The organism is Limnobacter parvus (genome assembly GCF_024623725.1).
Taxonomy (GTDB): domain Bacteria; phylum Pseudomonadota; class Gammaproteobacteria; order Burkholderiales; family Burkholderiaceae_B; genus Limnobacter; species Limnobacter parvus.
Window position 1 is genome coordinate 142,945 of record NZ_JANKHG010000018.1, and the last position, 17,101, is coordinate 160,045.

Annotated in this window: 19 protein-coding genes; 7 read left to right on the plus strand and 12 right to left on the minus strand. The window is 52.4% G+C overall.

The window, feature by feature from the left end; translation table 11 throughout:
* Positions 1-42 precede the first annotated feature (42 nt).
* From NSP04_RS11075 to NSP04_RS11085, 3 genes are all read right to left on the minus strand, one after another.
* Entirely contained in the window at positions 43-1,500 is a 1,458-nt protein-coding gene (locus NSP04_RS11075; protein ID WP_257512414.1) for an ammonium transporter, read from the minus strand.
* A 21-nt stretch (positions 1,501-1,521) separates the two neighbouring features.
* A complete protein-coding gene (locus tag NSP04_RS11080) occupies positions 1,522-1,860 on the minus strand; it encodes a P-II family nitrogen regulator (RefSeq protein ID WP_159569150.1) in 339 nt (112 codons plus the stop codon).
* Between the two features lie 71 nt (positions 1,861-1,931).
* A complete protein-coding gene (locus NSP04_RS11085) occupies positions 1,932-2,699 on the minus strand; it encodes a TorF family putative porin (RefSeq protein WP_257512415.1) in 768 nt (255 codons plus the stop codon).
* Positions 2,700-2,910: 211 nt separating this feature from the next.
* Here NSP04_RS11085 and NSP04_RS11090 point away from each other — a divergent pair, with 211 nt between their 5' ends.
* Both NSP04_RS11090 and NSP04_RS11095 read left to right on the plus strand, forming a co-directional pair.
* Positions 2,911-3,141 carry an accessory factor UbiK family protein gene (locus NSP04_RS11090; RefSeq protein ID WP_257512416.1) on the plus strand — a complete coding sequence of 77 codons (231 nt, stop codon included), beginning with the start codon at positions 2,911-2,913 and terminating at the stop codon, positions 3,139-3,141.
* Positions 3,142-3,231: 90 nt separating this feature from the next.
* The gene (locus NSP04_RS11095; RefSeq protein WP_257512417.1) at positions 3,232-4,764 is read left to right on the plus strand and encodes a YifB family Mg chelatase-like AAA ATPase; all 1,533 of its coding nucleotides are present in this window, start codon (positions 3,232-3,234) and stop codon (positions 4,762-4,764) included.
* On the opposite strand, the gene NSP04_RS11100 is transcribed toward NSP04_RS11095, so the two are convergent.
* Positions 4,731-6,032 carry an MFS transporter gene (locus tag NSP04_RS11100; RefSeq protein WP_257512418.1) on the minus strand — a complete coding sequence of 434 codons (1,302 nt, stop codon included), beginning with the start codon at positions 6,030-6,032 and terminating at the stop codon, positions 4,731-4,733. The genes NSP04_RS11095 and NSP04_RS11100 overlap by 34 nt on opposite strands.
* Positions 6,032-6,574: a hypothetical protein gene (locus tag NSP04_RS11105; RefSeq protein WP_257512419.1), complete on the minus strand. Its 543-nt coding sequence runs from the start codon at positions 6,572-6,574 to the stop codon at positions 6,032-6,034. The genes NSP04_RS11100 and NSP04_RS11105 overlap by 1 nt, the downstream gene beginning before the upstream one ends.
* Before the next feature lie 51 nt (positions 6,575-6,625).
* Between NSP04_RS11105 and NSP04_RS11110 the strand changes: the two genes are divergently transcribed.
* On the plus strand, positions 6,626-6,997 hold the full coding sequence (locus tag NSP04_RS11110) for a DUF1840 domain-containing protein (protein ID WP_257512420.1): 372 nt from the start codon (positions 6,626-6,628) through the stop codon (positions 6,995-6,997).
* A 33-nt stretch (positions 6,998-7,030) separates the two neighbouring features.
* Here the strand turns inward: NSP04_RS11110 and NSP04_RS11115 are convergent, their stop codons facing one another.
* Entirely contained in the window at positions 7,031-7,552 is a 522-nt protein-coding gene (locus NSP04_RS11115) for an Mpo1 family 2-hydroxy fatty acid dioxygenase (RefSeq protein WP_257512421.1), read from the minus strand.
* Between the two features lie 142 nt (positions 7,553-7,694).
* Between NSP04_RS11115 and NSP04_RS11120 the strand changes: the two genes are divergently transcribed.
* A complete protein-coding gene (locus tag NSP04_RS11120) occupies positions 7,695-8,405 on the plus strand; it encodes a Crp/Fnr family transcriptional regulator (protein WP_257512422.1) in 711 nt (236 codons plus the stop codon).
* Positions 8,406-8,483: 78 nt separating this feature from the next.
* Here the strand turns inward: NSP04_RS11120 and NSP04_RS11125 are convergent, their stop codons facing one another.
* The 5 genes from NSP04_RS11125 to NSP04_RS11145 form a co-directional block, all read right to left on the minus strand.
* Complete coding sequence (locus tag NSP04_RS11125; protein ID WP_257512423.1) at positions 8,484-10,397, minus strand: DUF4394 domain-containing protein; 1,914 nt, start codon at positions 10,395-10,397, stop codon at positions 8,484-8,486.
* A 113-nt stretch (positions 10,398-10,510) separates the two neighbouring features.
* Positions 10,511-11,218 carry an anti-sigma factor gene (locus tag NSP04_RS11130; protein ID WP_257512424.1) on the minus strand — a complete coding sequence of 236 codons (708 nt, stop codon included), beginning with the start codon at positions 11,216-11,218 and terminating at the stop codon, positions 10,511-10,513.
* Complete coding sequence (locus tag NSP04_RS11135) at positions 11,215-11,763, minus strand: sigma-70 family RNA polymerase sigma factor (RefSeq protein WP_257512425.1); 549 nt, start codon at positions 11,761-11,763, stop codon at positions 11,215-11,217. Before NSP04_RS11135 ends, NSP04_RS11130 begins: the two co-directional genes overlap by 4 nt.
* Positions 11,764-11,855: 92 nt before the next feature.
* Positions 11,856-12,386 (minus strand): Dps family protein, encoded by a 531-nt coding sequence (locus tag NSP04_RS11140; protein ID WP_306815338.1) that lies wholly within the window; start codon positions 12,384-12,386, stop codon positions 11,856-11,858.
* A 27-nt stretch (positions 12,387-12,413) separates the two neighbouring features.
* Positions 12,414-13,547 carry an SMP-30/gluconolactonase/LRE family protein gene (locus NSP04_RS11145; protein WP_257512426.1) on the minus strand — a complete coding sequence of 378 codons (1,134 nt, stop codon included), beginning with the start codon at positions 13,545-13,547 and terminating at the stop codon, positions 12,414-12,416.
* 84 nt (positions 13,548-13,631) lie between these two features.
* Here NSP04_RS11145 and NSP04_RS11150 point away from each other — a divergent pair, with 84 nt between their 5' ends.
* From NSP04_RS11150 to NSP04_RS11160, 3 genes are read left to right on the plus strand one after another with little or no spacing between them, the layout of a single operon-like run.
* Positions 13,632-14,861, plus strand: coding sequence for an acyl-CoA dehydrogenase family protein (locus NSP04_RS11150; protein WP_257512427.1), 1,230 nt, complete (start codon positions 13,632-13,634; stop codon positions 14,859-14,861).
* Complete coding sequence (locus NSP04_RS11155; protein ID WP_257512428.1) at positions 14,861-15,928, plus strand: phosphotransferase family protein; 1,068 nt, start codon at positions 14,861-14,863, stop codon at positions 15,926-15,928. The genes NSP04_RS11150 and NSP04_RS11155 overlap by 1 nt, the downstream gene beginning before the upstream one ends.
* A 5-nt stretch (positions 15,929-15,933) precedes the next feature.
* A complete protein-coding gene (locus tag NSP04_RS11160; RefSeq protein ID WP_257512429.1) occupies positions 15,934-16,716 on the plus strand; it encodes a histidine phosphatase family protein in 783 nt (260 codons plus the stop codon).
* Between the two features lie 10 nt (positions 16,717-16,726).
* Here NSP04_RS11160 and NSP04_RS11165 read toward each other — a convergent pair whose 3' ends face one another.
* A complete protein-coding gene (locus tag NSP04_RS11165) occupies positions 16,727-17,089 on the minus strand; it encodes a copper-binding protein (RefSeq protein ID WP_257512430.1) in 363 nt (120 codons plus the stop codon).
* Between the last annotated feature and the right edge of the window lie 12 nt (positions 17,090-17,101).

Sequence of the window (17,101 nt, forward strand, 5' to 3'; positions counted from 1 at the left end):
TTTACCCCGGGCTGAAGGATTCCACCTAAGTGGAGAGTGTGTTTACTTGCTGTAGGCTGTTTCACCGTGAGAGGTGATGTCCAGACCTTCGCGCTCTGCGTCTTCGGAAACACGTAGACCAACAATCAGGTCAACCAACTTGAAGGCGATTGCAGCAACGATGCCAGACCAAACGATGGTGATGACCACACCTTTCAACTGAACAAGAACTTGCGAACCGATCACGAAGTCGTCGCCCATGGTGCCGCCCAAGCTAGGTGCAGACAACACACCTACCATGATCGCGCCCAGGATACCCGCCACGCCGTGCAAACCGAACACGTCCAGTGAATCGTCTGCGCCCAGCATTTTCTTCAGACCGCTTACGCCCCACAGGCAGATTGGACCAGCCAACAGACCCAAGATCAGGGCGCCCATCGGGCCAATCGTACCGCAGGCAGGTGTAATCGCAACCAAACCAGCCACTGCACCAGACGCAGCACCCAACATGGAGGCCTTGCCCTTCAACAGTGCTTCAGCAGCAGACCAGCTCAGGGTGGCAGCAGCCGTGGCCAAGATGGTGTTGATGAACGCCAGGGTTGTACCGCCGTTGGCTTCCAGGTTTGAACCTGCGTTGAAGCCGAACCAGCCTACCCACAGCATGGATGCACCCACCATAGTCAATGCCAGGTTGTGCGGGGGCATTGCTTCCTTACCGTAGCCAATACGCTTGCCGATCATGTATGCACCCACCAAGCCAGCTACCGCAGCGTTGATGTGGACAACAGTACCGCCAGCGAAGTCGATTGCGCCGTCTGCAAAAATGAAACCAGCAGCGTCCCACACCATGTGAGCAATTGGGATGTAGCTGAATGTGAACCAGATTGCGCAGAACAGCAGCACAGCAGAGAACTTGATGCGCTCAGCGAATGCACCCACGATCAGGCAACATGTAATCGCCGCGAATGTGGACTGGAATGCGATGAAAATGAATTCTGGGATCATCACGCCTTCAGTGAACGTGGCCGACAGAGAGTCTGGCGTCACACCGCTCAAGAAGATCTTGCTGAAGTTACCCACGAATGGATTGTCACCACCGCCAAATGCCAGGCTGTAGCCATAAATTGCCCACAACACAACGATCAGACAGAACACGGTGAACACCTGCATCAGCACGGACAACATGTTCTTAGAACGGACCAGGCCGCCGTAGAACAGTGCCAGCCCAGGCACGGTCATGAAGATAACAAGCGCGGTGGCAACCATCATCCAAGTTGTATCGCCTTTGTCCACTGTTTGTTCAACAGCAGGTGCGGCTTCTTCAACCGGTGCAGCTTCCGCGGCCATGGGCGCTTCAGCAGCAGGTTCAACTGCGGGGGCTGTTGCATCACCTGCAGCAGGCACTGTTTCAGTGGCTTCAATGGCGGGCGCCATCGGTGTTTCTTGTGCAAACACGCCCGGGCTTGCAACACTGAAACCCAGTGCAGCGGCCGCGAGCCAGACAGTCAGAAGTTTTTTCATGATTTCCTCACTTCTCTCTGGTTAAAGGGCGTCTTTACCGGTTTCGCCTGTGCGAATACGGGTAACACTCAACAAATCAAATACGAAAATTTTGCCGTCGCCGATCTTGCCGGTCTTGGCTGCGCCTTCAATGGCTTCACAGGCCTGATCAACCAGGCTATCGTCCACTGCCGCTTCAATTTTCACTTTGGGCAAAAAGTCGACTACATACTCGGCGCCACGATACAACTCTGTGTGACCTTTCTGGCGACCAAAACCTTTCACTTCGGTAACCGTAATGCCTTGCACGCCGATGGCAGACAGCGCTTCACGGACTTCATCGAGTTTGAAAGGCTTAATGACTGCTGAAATTAGCTTCATTACGCACTCCTGAATTAAGTTTGAAGAGGGTAAAAACAGCGCCCCTCTTCAGAGCGCTGTCTGTAATAAATTTAGAACGATGTGCTGATGGACAGGATCAGGTCGGCTTCGCCCTGGTCTTTACCCAGAACCATTTCGCCGTCGTCATCCGTTCCAACAAAAGCCGCGCCGTAGGTGAACTTACCAGCAGTGTAGGTCAGACCAATTGAGTAATCCTGATATGAATCCAGAGCAGTCACGCCGTCGATTGCAACGATGTCATCAGCGTAGTTCGTGATGCCATAAGACACGCCAAAAGCCAAGGCCTCAGAGATTGGGTACTCGTAAGCCAGCTTGAAGTAAGTTGAACCAGCCAGGTCGGAGTTTGCGCCTTGTTGCACACCATTGGTAATTGATTGCAGCGCAAAGTAGTCATCAGTCAAAGACACATTCAATGATGCGGTCAGACCACCAAAGCCCAGTGAACCATAAGCTTCCAAAGTGTCCGCGTCGGTCAAGCCCGTGTTGTTGGGTGTGTTGGGGTAGTAGTAGTACAAAAGGCCAGCATCGTAGGCGATGCCGTTTGCGAACTCACCAGCGTAGCCACCGTAGAAGTCCATTTCCAGGCTGTTGGCGCCGAAAGAAACGTTGGAGTTCCAGTTGCCAACATAAAAGCCGTTGCCGAAATCCACATCGAATCCACCCTGAAGGGCGAAATCGTTATTGGTTTGACTAACACCACGGAAACGATAGTCGGAATATACGCCCACGTTTGCAGATGTAGTGACTTCAGCTTGTGCAGTAGAAATAGCCCCGAAGGTTGATGCGGCGATTGCAGCGACCAGTACTAATTTTTTCATCTCACTCTCCTAAAAATAGATGAATGCCGTAAAGTTTTTTTGGCAAGGGTCTATTAGCGAGAAGCGTGCCAGCTCGGTACTCGTCGGTAAATTCGCGATAAATCCCCCTTTTTCGGGCACAATAACGATTCGATTTTTTGAATTTTCTGACACCGCACCATTTTAGTGCACTATTTTGGTGCGGTACAACACCACTCTATTGGGGGAAATTTTGGCAAACACTCCATTCGATGCAATCGCATCCAAAGTGAGCGATCTGCTCAATGCGAAGGGCCTTCAAAACCTTGAGAATCCTGTTACTCAGCTCATTCGACAAGGTTTGCAAGACATGGATTTTGTAAGCCTTGAGGACTTCGAGATTCAGAGGGAAGTGTTGAACCGACTGCGCGAAAAGGTGCATGCACTGGAATTGCGCGTGGCCGAACTGGAAAAGCGCGCCTGACCCCACTGGGTGACACAGACCAGAGCACTCGTTTGCTCTGAGCAGCCGGGTGGGGATAATCATCGAGGTTTGATTAACCTGCCCGCCCCCATGCCCCTAGCCACACTTCACAGCCTCACTTTCGTGGGAGTGCGTCCCGTCGCCGTTCAAATTGAAGTGCATTTGTCCGCTGGCCTACCTTCATTTGCGCTGGTTGGCCTTCCAGATACAGAAATTCGCGAATCCAAGGAACGGGTTAGGTCTGCGCTACTGAACAGCGGATTTGAATTTCCTTCCCAGCGCATTACTGTAAATTTGGCGCCGGCCGACCTGCCCAAGGGCAGCGCGGCTTTTGACTTGGCAGTTGCGCTGGGCATTGCCAGTGCTTCTGGGCAATTGGCCAAGGCTGATTTGACTGACTGGCTGTTTGCAGGGGAATTGTCACTTTCAGGCGCGCTTACTTCGGTTAGAAGCCCGTTCGCACTGGCCGTGGCTGCACGCAAGGAAGCCGCACAACGCCATCGCCCTTTGAAACTGATGATGCCCAAGACACAAGCTGCCGTTTCAGCAGCAGTTCCCGACATTGCCGTGTTTGGCGCGAACAATTTGTTTGAAGCAGCGGCACACCTGGTGGGGCATGGCGAACCCATTGCACAGCAAACACACAACATCACAGATACCGCGCCCAAAGCAACACCCGACATGTCGGAAGTGGTTGGCCACCAAACTGCAAAACACGCCCTGCTGGCGGCGGCAGCCGGGCAACACCACATCCGGCTGGTGGGGCCACCCGGCAGTGGCAAGTCCATGCTGGCCCAACGCACAGGCGGTTTGTTGCCCGCACTACCTTTTGAGGATTCATTGGAAATTTCAGCCATTCGCAGCCTGAAAGGCGAAAGCGACCAGCTAAGCCCGGCCCGCCCGTTTCGCAACCCACACCCCAGCAGCTCAATGGCCGCACTGATTGGTGGGGGAAACCCGCCATCACCGGGTGAAATTACTTTGGCCCACCAAGGTATTTTGTTCACCGATGAAGTGCTTGAGTTTGATCGCCGCTGTTTGGAGTCGCTGCGCGAGCCGCTGGAAACCGGGCGAGTGAATATTTCCCGATCAGGTCACCAGGCCAGCTTCCCGGCCCGATTTTTGTGGGTATGCGCACACAACCCATGCCCCTGCGGCTGGCTGGGGCACCCGGTGAAAGAATGCCGATGCACACCCGACCAGGTTCGAAAGTACCAAGGAAAGTTATCGGGCCCCCTGGCCGACCGACTGGACATTTCTGTCGATGTTCAAGCCGTCGACCATGCCTCGCTGCTGCAGACTAGTAACACCAGTGTGACGAACACAGGCAGCGCTGAATTGCTGACACAGGTAATCAAGGCGCGCAAAATTCAAATGGCTCGGCAGGGGTGCCTGAACGGTGAAATGACTGCAGGGCAAATTACCATGCACTGCAAATCAGAAAGCACAGGTGAAAAGCTGTTGCTAAGTTATGCACAAAAACACCATTTATCGGCACGCGCCCTGCACCGCATTTGCAGGGTGGCGCGCACGCTGGCCGACCTTGAAGAGGAAACCCATATTCAGAAAAAGCACATTGCCACTGCCATTCAATACCGCAAGCCCTTGAATGGAATCAAATGACTGACTTTGCGCCCCGGGCGGGCGTACCAAATCCAGCTGCACAGCTGCATAAGCCATAGCACTGCCAGCGAACACCGCATGGCATCGGTGTTGCTGACGCCCAATGCCACAAAAGCATCAATGCCCAGGCCAATGCCCCATTGAATGCTGAAAGCACCAATGAAAATCAGCAAGTTCAAAGCAGTGCTTGAACGACCGGTCAACTTTTTTGGGAATGGTTTGTTGCAGGTGGCGTAGGTCATGATGCCTGATGAAATCAGGAAGGCGTGAATCAACCAACCCCATACACTGGAACCTGCGCCTTGCAAAATTTGCACAGCAAACACCACCAGCGACAAACCCATGCCGATCATCATGATTTGGTCTTCATCGCCACCCGCTTTGGAAATGCGTTTGGTTAAAAAGCCCAGGGTAAGGTAACCCAACATGAGCACTGCTGAAATCAAGAACATGTTCTGCGCTGCTTGCGCATTGCTTAAGCCAATGACATTGGTAAACCATGGCCCGACCCACAAACCATGGAAGGCCATGAAACCACCTTGCGTAATCATGGCCAGCGGCGCAACACGCCAAAAGTGGGGGTGCGCATAAATGGCCTTGTAGCCCTGCGCCATTAGCCCAACAGATTCGGTTTTCTGGGGTTTGAACAAAGCCGGCAAGGCAAACCAAAGCGCCAAACCCGCAAACACACACAGCACTGCGGCCAATCCAAACACACCGCGCCAACCCAGGGCGGGCAGTGCCGCCTCAACCGGCGTGGTGACCGTAAGCGCACCCAGTGAACCCGCCACCAGCATCCACGACGACAAACTGGCCTGCAAATGGGGCCGGAAGTACAAAGAATAAGCTTTGACTGCGGCCATCAAGCACGCCGACACGCCTACCCCAATCAGCGCCCGCGCCAACCACAACACTGCATAGGAATCGGCCACAGCAAACAACAAAGCGCCCAGTGCGGCGAAACCAATCAGCACTGCTTCAACCCGGCGGGGGCCGTAACGGTCAAGCATCACGCCCACGGGCAGTTGCATCAAAGCGAACGACAAAAAGTAGGCAGACGCCAAAAACCCCAACTGCCCTGCCGACAAACCCAGTTCATTGACCAGGGGCTGCGCAATAACGGCGTTGATGGCGCGAAAGGCATACGACATGATGTACGCGGCCGCGAAAATAACAAACATGCGAACGGCCAAAGCACCGTTCACATACATGTGCTCAACGCCATCGGGTCCTGTTTCACGCGATACATTATTGGGGTTGTAGCGCATTACTGCCCCAGCAGGGAAAAGCCACCAAACCAGGAAGTCAATTCATCGGGATTGCCCTGTGGGCCTGGGCCCATCATCAACACCTCGTACAATGTGCCTTGATGTTCAAAAAAACGAGCATGCGCAAAAGCCGTGTCGCCATTGGGCAGGGTTCCGCTCAAGGTCATTTCCTGAACGGGCTTGCCAAGCCACTGAATGGGTTTCAGTTCAGGTTTACCTGCTGAAATATTGTTGGCCACGGCCTGCGCCAGGGCATCGCGCAGTGCAACGCTTTGAACCTGCAGTTCGCCTTTCAGGGGCATAGTGCCCACGGCAAAGTACATGCCTTCGACCTGCGCAGCATGCATCGTCAACGGAACTTGTAACCCAATTAATTCCAGAGTGCGTGTAACTTGTGCGGGTTTGTCGGGAAAAGTGGCCATGTAGCCCACATCCGTGTTTGGAACAACACGCCAGTTGTATTGCGGAGAACAGGCCGCCAGCGTGATAAAAGCAAACAAGGCGATGAAAAACAGGCGGCTTTGGGCAATGATTGAATTCATGAAGCGCTTTGAGGCGAAAATTAGGCAGGTGCCCCATTGTAGGGGCACTTCATGCAGACCAATAGCAGTAATAACCAGAGTGTGAACAGAATGGGTATTGTTAAATTCAAGTCAAAAGCGGCGGGCGACATTGTAATGTTCAAATCCAATGCCGAACAAATGTTTCGCATCATGGGCATTGATGCTGGGGAACGCGGCGTAATTGAGCCGAAAGACCTGGCCCACGCGCATGCCCAATTGGTGGCAGCGGTGAACGCGGAACGCATGGCAAAAGCGGAAAATCCAATCGATGAAGACGAGCTAACGGCGGAAGAAAAAATTGCGCTGAAAAACCATGTTGGCTTGGAGCAGCGTGCTTACCCTTTGCTAAAAATGCTGGAAGAAGCGCAGAAGAAAAATGTGGATGTGCACTGGGGGTTTTAATCAACCCCCAGCTTCGAAAGCTTCTTTAAAAACTCAGGCGCTGGCTGTCTCGCGGCGGCGCACTGGCCCCGCAATCGCCTCTACCTGCGTTTGGGTCTTCTTACCCAAGCCGACCAGGAAACCCAATTCAGCCACCACGAACAAGGGGCCGATCGCCAAACCGATCATGTCATCTACAAACGCGGGCTTGCGACCTTCATAGTAGTGGCCGATGAACTGAATAATCCAGCCCACCACAAAAATGCCAATACCGGCACTCAACCAAGCGGCGGTGCCAAGGCTTGCGAAGTGCCCCGCGACTATCAGCAAAGCGCCGTGAACAAGAAACATTGCCAAACCATAAACCAGACTAAGCTTGAAATAAAACAGACTGGATAGGATGAACACGGCCAGCGCCGGTGTAACCGAGATACCTGCCACATCGACAGACACTCGCGAGAGCAAAATCAACACCGACAGCACAATAATCGGAACGCCAATGAAGTGGGTGGCGATATTGCGAGGGTCGCGGTGGTACGTGGCGTACGTGGCCAACTGTTCAACCAATGTTTTCATGATGCGTATTTCCCTGAAACGGCGTGTGCAGTAATTGTATGATTTTGAATCTTTATGGTTACAAATCAGCACTGAAAGGTCTGTCAATTGCCTGACATTTGATGCTAATTTACGATTAAGAGGCAGGAGACATTAAAAAAAAATGCAAACACACCACATTGAACAAATATTGAACCGGGGTAGGTGGTTCGCCAAGTTACCGGTCAACCTTCAACAGGCTTTGGTAAAACAGGGCGTACTGCGGCAATTTCAGAGCGGGCAACGCCTGTTTTCTCGGGGCGATTGCGCAGACGGGCTGTATGCCGTTTTAAACGGTTCCGTGCAGATTGTGGGGGCCAGCAAACATGGTGCCGACGACAAACACGTAATTTTGACCCTGATCGACTCGCCCGACTGGTTCGGCGAAATTTGCCTGTTCGACCGTCAACCGCGCACGCACGACGCACTGGCCGACGGTCCAGCCACCATACTTCATGTACGCCAAGCCTTGCTCGACCAATTAATTGCAGAAAACCCCAACTACTGGCGGGAATTTGGTTTGTTGTTAACCCAGAAAGTGCGATTAATTTTTAGCGCCATTGAAGACGCGGCGCTATTGCCCACACACACACGCCTTGCGCGCAGGCTGCTTCAAATGGCCGAAGGTTACGGCATTCGGTCTGACAGCAGCACCATCAGTGCCCGCACACTGCATGTGTCACAAGAGAAATTGTCGGCCATGCTTTCCATTTCCCGCCAAACCGTGAACCAGATGCTTAAAGAACTGGAACATGACGGTCTGCTGCAGTTGGGAAGGGGCAATATTGAAATTCTGAATTTGGAAGGTTTGAAAGCGAAAGCGCAGGTATCGTAGACAACCCAATCTTGATAAACCAAAAAAACGGGCCAGAAAAGCTGGCCCGTTTTTCATTTGTAAAGCTGAACAGTTGACTTAGTTTGCGATCGTGATGTCAAACAAAGCGGCTGTGTCGGTGGTGCCAGTTCCAAACTGACCAACAGTAGTCAACACCGGAGCAACAGAACCCTGTGTAATGTTCACATTGAACACCGAGTATGGGCCGCTGTTCATCGATCTGGCGACCAAGTAACGAAGGCCGTTATCACCACCGAAAATATCCAAACCGCTCAAGTCGTTGAATGCTGCCTGATCAACACCAACTGGCGGGGTTGCACCGTTAGAGACATTGCTCAAAGGTGTACGCAGGTTCTTCAAACCACTGTAGTTGCCAGCAGTCACAACCTCACCCATCATCGGATCAGCGTTAACGGGCAAATTGAAAAGTTCAAGCAAGCGGTTGCTGGTTGCATCCGAAACGATCAATCGTGGAGCTGGAATTACACGAGCCGGCGCTCCGGCTGGGCGTGCTGGGCGGGTCACGCTGTTGGCATAGGCAATCCCGTAAAGCCCGAAGTCAACAGCTGGAACTTCTGCCGGTGCAAAGCGAACGTCAGGATCCGTTGCTGCCACGCCGGCCATTGCATTGTCTGCATCCAGTCGAACACCAGGAATACGGTAGTTATTCGTTGCTGCACCAGTTTCCGTCGCACCGATGATACGTAGGGCATCAAAAGTAGCGGAAGCGGCAACCGTGGTGTTGAAGTCGATGCTGTAAGCTTTCGTGTTTGGCGCCATTGCAGCGACGCCATCCCGAATGGCTTGGCCGACAGGATTCGCGATGGCCACAACCAAAGTTGCTTCACCGGTTTCACGGTCAATTGTGTAAATGTTGGCTTCGCTGGTCAAAGCGTAAATTTTACGATCGAACGGACGGAAATCAATTGACAGCACGCGCTCACCGGCTTCCAGACCGGTAATGTCGGCCACTTCGGGCGCCACGTTGGGAGTCCTCGCTGGTACAGATGCCAAAGACTGGGTACCCATTCCTGCCGGGTCACCATTCAAACCCACCACTACAGGTGCCAGGTCAGCACCACGTGGCAACAGTGTCATGCCCACAACCACATCCGATAAATTAAGCGTTCCCAATTCCACGGCAGCCAAAGGGTTGAGGGACATAGGGTTTTCTGGGATGGGAAGCACGGCGGCTTCTGTACCATCGGCATCAAAGGGGATATCGATTTCGTAGAATTTGGTGGTACCGCCAATTGTCATGATGGCGTAACCGAGGTTGTTGAAACCGTCGATATCAAAAGCTACATCAGACTCAATCGTTGCGCCCATCGGCAAAGTGACCAAACTGGCCACATCTTCGGTTACGCCAGCATTGAATGCGCGGGCAGCAGTGCCTTGGCGTACCAGCTTGTTGCGCGCAGCATCAATGTTGAACATGCGCACGTTCAGGGTACCGTCAAAACTGTTGGTGTATGCAGCAGCGTCTCCGTCGACTGAGGAGCCACTCAGTGCAGTGAAAGCAGTGGCTGTGCCAGCAGTGGGGTTAACCACAAGGTTCTGACCTTGATCACTAATTACGCGCAGGCCATCTACCTGGGCATTGAAGTCCACACCAAATGATGCGCCGCTCAAAGCCACTCCCAGATTTGTCCCAACGAGCGTCAATGTGTTGGTGTCTTCGTTCAAGGTGTAAAGGCGACCGGTGTTGGTCATGTCCTGTTTGGTCAGAACATAAACCGTGCTGTTTCTGGGGCGCAGATCCATGCCAACAACTTCTTCAGTATTGGCATCGACAAAACCAGTTAGAGCCGCGTTCTTCAAAATCGTGGCTGGTGCAGTGCGATTGAACCCAATTAGCCGGTTGTCATCAGTGATCAGAAGCACATCGGCTTCGTCCGGTGCTGCAACAATTGAGTTGTCGTCGTCCAGAAAACAGCCGCCCAGCAGAGTTGCCGAGATTGCAATTGTGATCGTTTTATTTTTAAAAGACATGTTGTATCCCTCTGAAGTTACCAAATACGTAGGGGCAAATAGCTCCTAATCATCAAGCAACTCCAAAGTAGGCTTTTTGGATGCAATTTTGACAATATGATTCAATTGATAAACTATTTCAACGCCACCGCATTGCCAATAAACATGATTTCACCCGATGGCTGATTGCCCAAAGGCGAGCCACCGGCAGGTTCCAGCGTAACTTCGAACAACTGTTTTTCAACCAGATCGGGCAGCTTGTCAGCACGCACCACCATGGGCTTGCCCCACTCCATCAAACCCAGTGATGTAGGCGCTGGGTCATTGGGTGCCTTAGTCCACAACTGCAAGGTTTTGCCCATGTTGGCGGGGTTGCCTTCAATGGGCAAATTGCCGATTTGGTACACACGAATGGTGTCGTCTGCCATGGCCTCAACAAGCCATTCAGTGGTTTTGTCCGGGCTTTTCATTACGGCCACATAACGGGGTGCATCGCTTGCGCCTTGGCTAGCGCCCAGCAATTGAACACCCAACACCACCACGGCCGCACTGGCAGCCACAGCCCAACCTTTCCACAACCATGCCAATGGCGATGCGTTGCCTGCAGTATTGGCCTTGGCAACTGATTGGTCCACCTTGGCCCATACGCGCGGGTTCACCGGCTCTTGGTCAAGCTTTTGCGACATGGCAGCGAAGTGTTCAGTCCAGCTTTTTACTTCCAAGGCCAACTCGGGTTCTTGACTTAAGCGCTGCTCGAAGTCGAAACGCTCGGCGTCTGTCATTACGCCGAGCACGTACTCGCCAGCCTCGATAATTCGGGCTTCTGCCTGTGTCTCTGTCATGACAAACACTCCTTCAATTTCAATAATCCGCGCCGTATCCAGCTTTTGACGCTGCCCAGCGGCGAATCCAGTCGTTGAGCAATCTGCTCGTGTGTATAACCATCTACGAATGCAAGCACAATGGCATTGCGTTTGGTTTCATCCAATTTGCCAAGGCAAGCACTCAGTTTGTCTGCTTCCTGGGCGAGCTCCTGATTGTCGGTGGTCGACAATTCCGGCACATCGTGGTCTTCGGAAGACACCTCCATCATGCGTTTGCGCACTGAATTTAACGCCTGATTGCGCACCACCGTGTACACCCATCCTCGGGCTGACCCCAACGCTGGGGAATAAAGTCGCGAGCGATTCCATACTTTGACCATGGCATCATGAAGCACCTCTTCGGCCAATTCACGACGCTTTACGATTCGGTATGCCACTGCGAACAACCAACGGCTGTCTCGGGCATAAATGGCTTGCAAAGCGAATTTCTCGCCCCGCGCGCACGCTAGTAAAGCGGCCTCGTAATCAAACTCACTCGGATCTGGAGAATTTTTTTCGGTCACGTTAACACTACTCTTTGCAAGGCAAAACAGATGCAAAAAAAGGGGCAAATACTGCCTTGCCCCCCGCCTGGGTTACTTGAGAAGAAGCTGAATCAATCCTCAAGCATCGCTCGCAGCATCCAGGCAGTTTTCTCGTGAATGTCCATACGTTGCGTCAACAAGTCTGCTGATGGTTGATCATCACCAGCCTCAATGATCGGAAAAATTTCACGTGCAGTGCGGGCGATGGCCTCATGGCCTTTGGCCAGAATTTCCACCATTTCCATGGCCTTGGGTGGCTTGGCGGGCGCGTCTTTCAAGGTGCTTAACTTGGCAAACTCGGCATACGAACCCGGTGCATGAAAACCCAACGCGCGAATGCGCTCAGCAATGGGGTCCACTGCATTCCACATTTCGGTGTACTGACCCATGAACATGGTGTGCAGGGTATTAAACATTTTGCCCGTCACATTCCAGTGGAAATTGTGGGTGGTCAGGTAAAGGGTATAAGTTTCTGCCAACAAGCGGCTTAAAGCCTGCGCAATTGCGGCGCGCTTGGCATCGGGAATACCGATGTTGATGGAAGGCATGTCTGGCTTCTTGGTTGAGACCTTGATTGAAGCCTTGGTTGTGGATTTTGTCATCGAACACACTCCTATGTCATTAATACATCACTGACCCAAGGGGTTGGAAATAGTTGCCACCCCATTGATGTGTACGGAACCAAAATACAGTTTGCCATTAAACGGCGTGACCTGCGTGATGTAGTAATAATAATCACCGGCCTTTTGCGCCTGCAGGTTAGCGATTACAGTGCCTTGCGGGTTAATGGCCAAGGCCATCGCATGGGGTTTGATGGGAAACTCGACATGATTCAGTAACTTGGCCATGGCTTTGCGCAATGCCGGTTTGTCGGCCAGTGAGTCCAGCAAAGGGTCGCGAAGGCTGGGAATGGCCAGCCAGTAATTGCCATCGGCATCGGTGCGAATGTTGTCTGGAAAGCCGGGCAAACTGTCGATGAACACATCGCTGGTACCCGCCTTGTCGCCCTCTAGCCAGTACCGAATAATTTGGTAATCAGCAGTTTCGGTCATCAACAAATAATCGCCTTCTTTTGACAAGGTAACGCCATTGGCGAACTGCAAACCACTGAGCAAGGTTTTGGTTTCACCGGTTTGAAAGTCGTATTGCAACAAGCGGCCGTTGCCTGCATGTTCAAGCACATCCAGTACATAATTGTTCAAATCGAACTTGCTGGACGCATCGGAAAAGTAGGCGTATCGGCCATCAGCACTTACCGCAACATCGTCCACAAACCTGAAAGGCAAACCCTCTGATTCTGTGGAAAGCACTGTAGTTTCACCTTGCAGGCTTACTTTCAACAAACCCTTGATTGCGTCTGCAACCACCAGGAACCCTTCGGGGTGAAACACCATGCCCAATGGGCGCCCCTTGGTATTTGAAATCAAATCGAAAGGAGTGGTTTGCGGGCTCTTTTGTGGGCCATCAAGAACCTGCATTTTTTCAGGATCAAACCGAACAATTTCGCCTGTGTTCATGCCGGTGTACAGCAGGCCATCTGGCCCGGGTGCAATCGACTCGGGTTGCAGCAGGTTGTAGGTGCCAAACACTTGTGCATCTTTCAACAGATCGTTGTTGGCGTATGGGCCCGATGTCAGGCTGGGCATGGGTGGCGGGTTCCAGGCCACGGGCTCGGCTTTGGTAGTACCAAACACCAATACACCGCCAATGATCAGCAGGGGCAGCAAAACTGCCGCAATCAAAAGTTTGCCCAAAGCTTGCATGTTGTTGACACCTTATCTTTTCCGATAGCATGGATGATATCGGAGGAAACAAGCCGAACCTCAAAAACATTCAGGAGACAAGCTGTGAATTTTGAGCCCAGCGCAAAAGCGCAAGACTTTGTAAAGCGCGTTCGCGCCTTCATGAAAAACGAAATTGCCCCGCTTGAGGCGGCTTACTGGGACAAAATTGAAGCCCAGTGCAATGGCCGTGAATGGGTGAACTGGCGCATTCCACCCGAAATGGAAGCCTTGAAAAGCAAGGCACGCGAAGCAGGTTTGTGGAATATGTTTCTGCCCGACGACACACTGGGTGCAGGACTAAGCACCATGGAATATGCGCTGGTGGCCGAAGAAACCGGTCGCAGCCTGATGGCCCCTGAAGTGTTCAACTGCAACGCGCCCGACACCGGCAACATGGAAGTGCTGTGGAAATACGGCAGCGAAGCACAAAAAAAAGAATGGCTTGAGCCTCTGCTTGCTGGAGAAATTCGATCAGTATTTTGCATGACTGAACCTGATGTGGCCAGCAGCGACGCCACCAATATGCAAGCCACCGCCACACTGGAAGGTGATGAAGTAGTGATTAATGGCACCAAGTGGTGGAGCAGCGGCATTGGCGACCCACGCGCAAAAATTTCAATCGTGATGGCCCGCACTGAAAATGCCGATGCAGACCGCCACCACCAGCACACCATGGTGCTGGTGCCCTTGAACACGCCTGGAGTCACCATAAAACGCATGTTGCCCGTGTTCGGCACTTACGATGAACCGCACGGCCACGGCGAAGTGGAATTCAACAATGTGCGTGTGCCATTAAGTAATGTAATTGCTGGTTTGGGCAAAGGCTTCGAGATTGCGCAAGGTCGACTGGGACCAGGCCGCATTCACCACTGCATGCGCTGTATTGGCGCCGCCGAAGAGTCGCTGGATTTGATGATCAAGCGCGGCATTTCCCGCGTTGCTTTTGGCAAACCGCTGATTAATTTGGGCGGCAATCGCGAACGCGTGGCCGAAGCGCGCTTGGCGATTGACCAAGCCCGCTTGTTGACCCTGTATGCAGCATGGAAACTGGACCAGGTCGGCGCGCTGGGCGCCATGACCGAGATTGCGGCCATCAAGGTGGTGGCACCCAATGTGCTTGAACAGGTGGTGGACATGGCGATTCAAATGCACGGTGGCGCAGGTGTTAGCCGCGACACGCCGCTTTCCGGCTTCTACATTCAGGCGCGTAGCCTGCGCCTGGCCGATGGCCCGGACGAGGTGCACAAAGGCGTGATTGCCCGCATTGAAATGATGAAGCGGGGTTTCAAGTAATGACTGATTCCGTGCTTGATACAGGCTCATCGGTTCGGAAAGGCGAGGAACTGAACACCGATGTGGTCACAGGCTGGTTGCGTACGCAAGGTTTAACACTGAGCGACACACCCGAACTCACGCAGTTTTCCGGTGGTGCGTCAAACTGGACTTACCGCTTGAAATACCCGGAAGCGGACTTGATTTTGCGCCGCCCACCCAAGGGCACCAAAGCCAAAGGTGCACACGACATGGGCCGCGAGTTTCGCATTCAAAGCCTGTTAAAACCCGTGTACCCTTATGTGCCGAATATGGTGGGCCATTGTGCCGATGAATCGTTGATTGGCAGCGAATTTTATGTGATGCACCGCATTGAAGGCATTATTCCGCGCAAGCACATGCCGCGCGGTGTTTCTCTGAGCAAAGAACAAGCACGTGAATTGAGCACCAACTTTCTGGACCGCTTCATCGAGCTTCACCAAATCGACATTCAAAGCAGTGGGTTGGATGTTTTGAGCAAAGGCCGTGGTTACACACGCCGCCAACTGGACGGGTGGAACCAGCGTTATGACAAAGCCAAAACCTGGAACGTGAGTTCATTCAAAAAAGTGCGCCAATGGTTGAATACCAACTGCCCCGAAGACGTGAAGCTGTGCATGATTCACAACGACTGGCGGCTTGATAATGTGGTGTTAAACCCAAGTAACCCGACAGAAATTATAGGTGCGCTGGACTGGGAATTGGCCACAGTGGGCGACCCCTTGATGGACCTGGGCAGTGTAATTACCTACTGGGTGCAAGGCGACGACAATTTCTTGATGAAAATGCTGCAACGCCAACCATCGAACTTGCCCGGCATGCTGACCCGTCAAGAAATGGTGGATTACTACCTGAAGAAAACTGGCATGCAGACCGACAACTGGACTTTCTATGAAGTGTTTGGCCTGTTTAGAATTGCCGTAATTGCACAGCAAATTTATTACCGCTACCACCACAAGCAAACCCGCAACCCAGCGTTCAAAAACTTCTGGATTATGGTGAATTACTTCGATTGGCGCTGCAAATCGTTGATCAAAAAATTAGGTTAATACGCATGGGAACAATTTATTTGGTGCGCCACGGCCAAGCCAGTTTTGACAGTGCCGATTACGATCAACTTTCTGAGCTTGGACAGTTGCAAGCTGCACAACTGGGCGCATGGTTCAAGGCACGCAAAATTAGACTACACGGCTTTTTCAGTGGCAGCATGAACAGGCATCTGCAAACCGCACAGGCCTTTGCCAGCACCTACGGCGTATTTAAGGAACCGGTGCAGCATGCCGGTTTGAACGAGTACGACCATGAAGCCATTTTGCAAGCACTGATCGGCCAATACGATGAATCAGATGCATTTGAAAAACAGGTGATGCAGAACGCCGACCCACGCAAAGCCTTTCAGCAAATTTTCGAGAAAGCCATTGCACGCTGGGTTAGTGGTCAACACGATGCTGATTACCCGGAAAGCTGGGCCACATTTAAAACACGGGTCATGGCTGGTTTGGGTTCCGTTACCGCGCAGGCCATGCAACTTCGGCAAAGCACTGCTTCGAATTCAAGTTCAAGTTCTGCCAATGTGGTGGTGTTTACTTCCGGCGGACCAATCACGGTGGTCGCACAAAACCTGCTTCAACTGCCGGATGCCAATGCATTCAGTTTGAACTGGATGATCACCAATTGCAGCGTGAGCAAATTGTTGTTTGGGCAACGCGGAATCAGCCTGTCGAGTTTTAACGAACAGGCGCATTTCGAAGGCGAAATTGCGGGCGTGTTGGCAGACCAAGCCAATGGGCTGGAGGCGTTTGCCACCAAACCCAATGGCCTGATTTCTTATCGGTAAAATTAAGCTTTTACTGTGCTTTCTTGATTTCAGTCACGGTGTAGTTCGACCCTTCCTGCTTCACGTTGAACTTCACCTTGTCGCCTTCTTTCAAACCTTCCAGCATGGCTTTGTCGGCCACACCAAACACCATGGTCATGGGTGGCATTTCAACACTTTTGATTTCGCCGTGCTTCACTGTGATTTTGCCCGTGTTTTTATTGATTTTGCGAATTTCGCCGTCGGCCATTTCAGTGTTAGCGGCCATGGCTTCCTTCGCTTCTTTAACACTGCCATGATCGTGGCTGTGCCCGCCTGCGTGGTTGCCAGCATACACGGCACTTGAACCCAACAAAGCCAACAGCAAGGCACTGGTTTTTAATGTATTTTTCATGATTACTTCCCC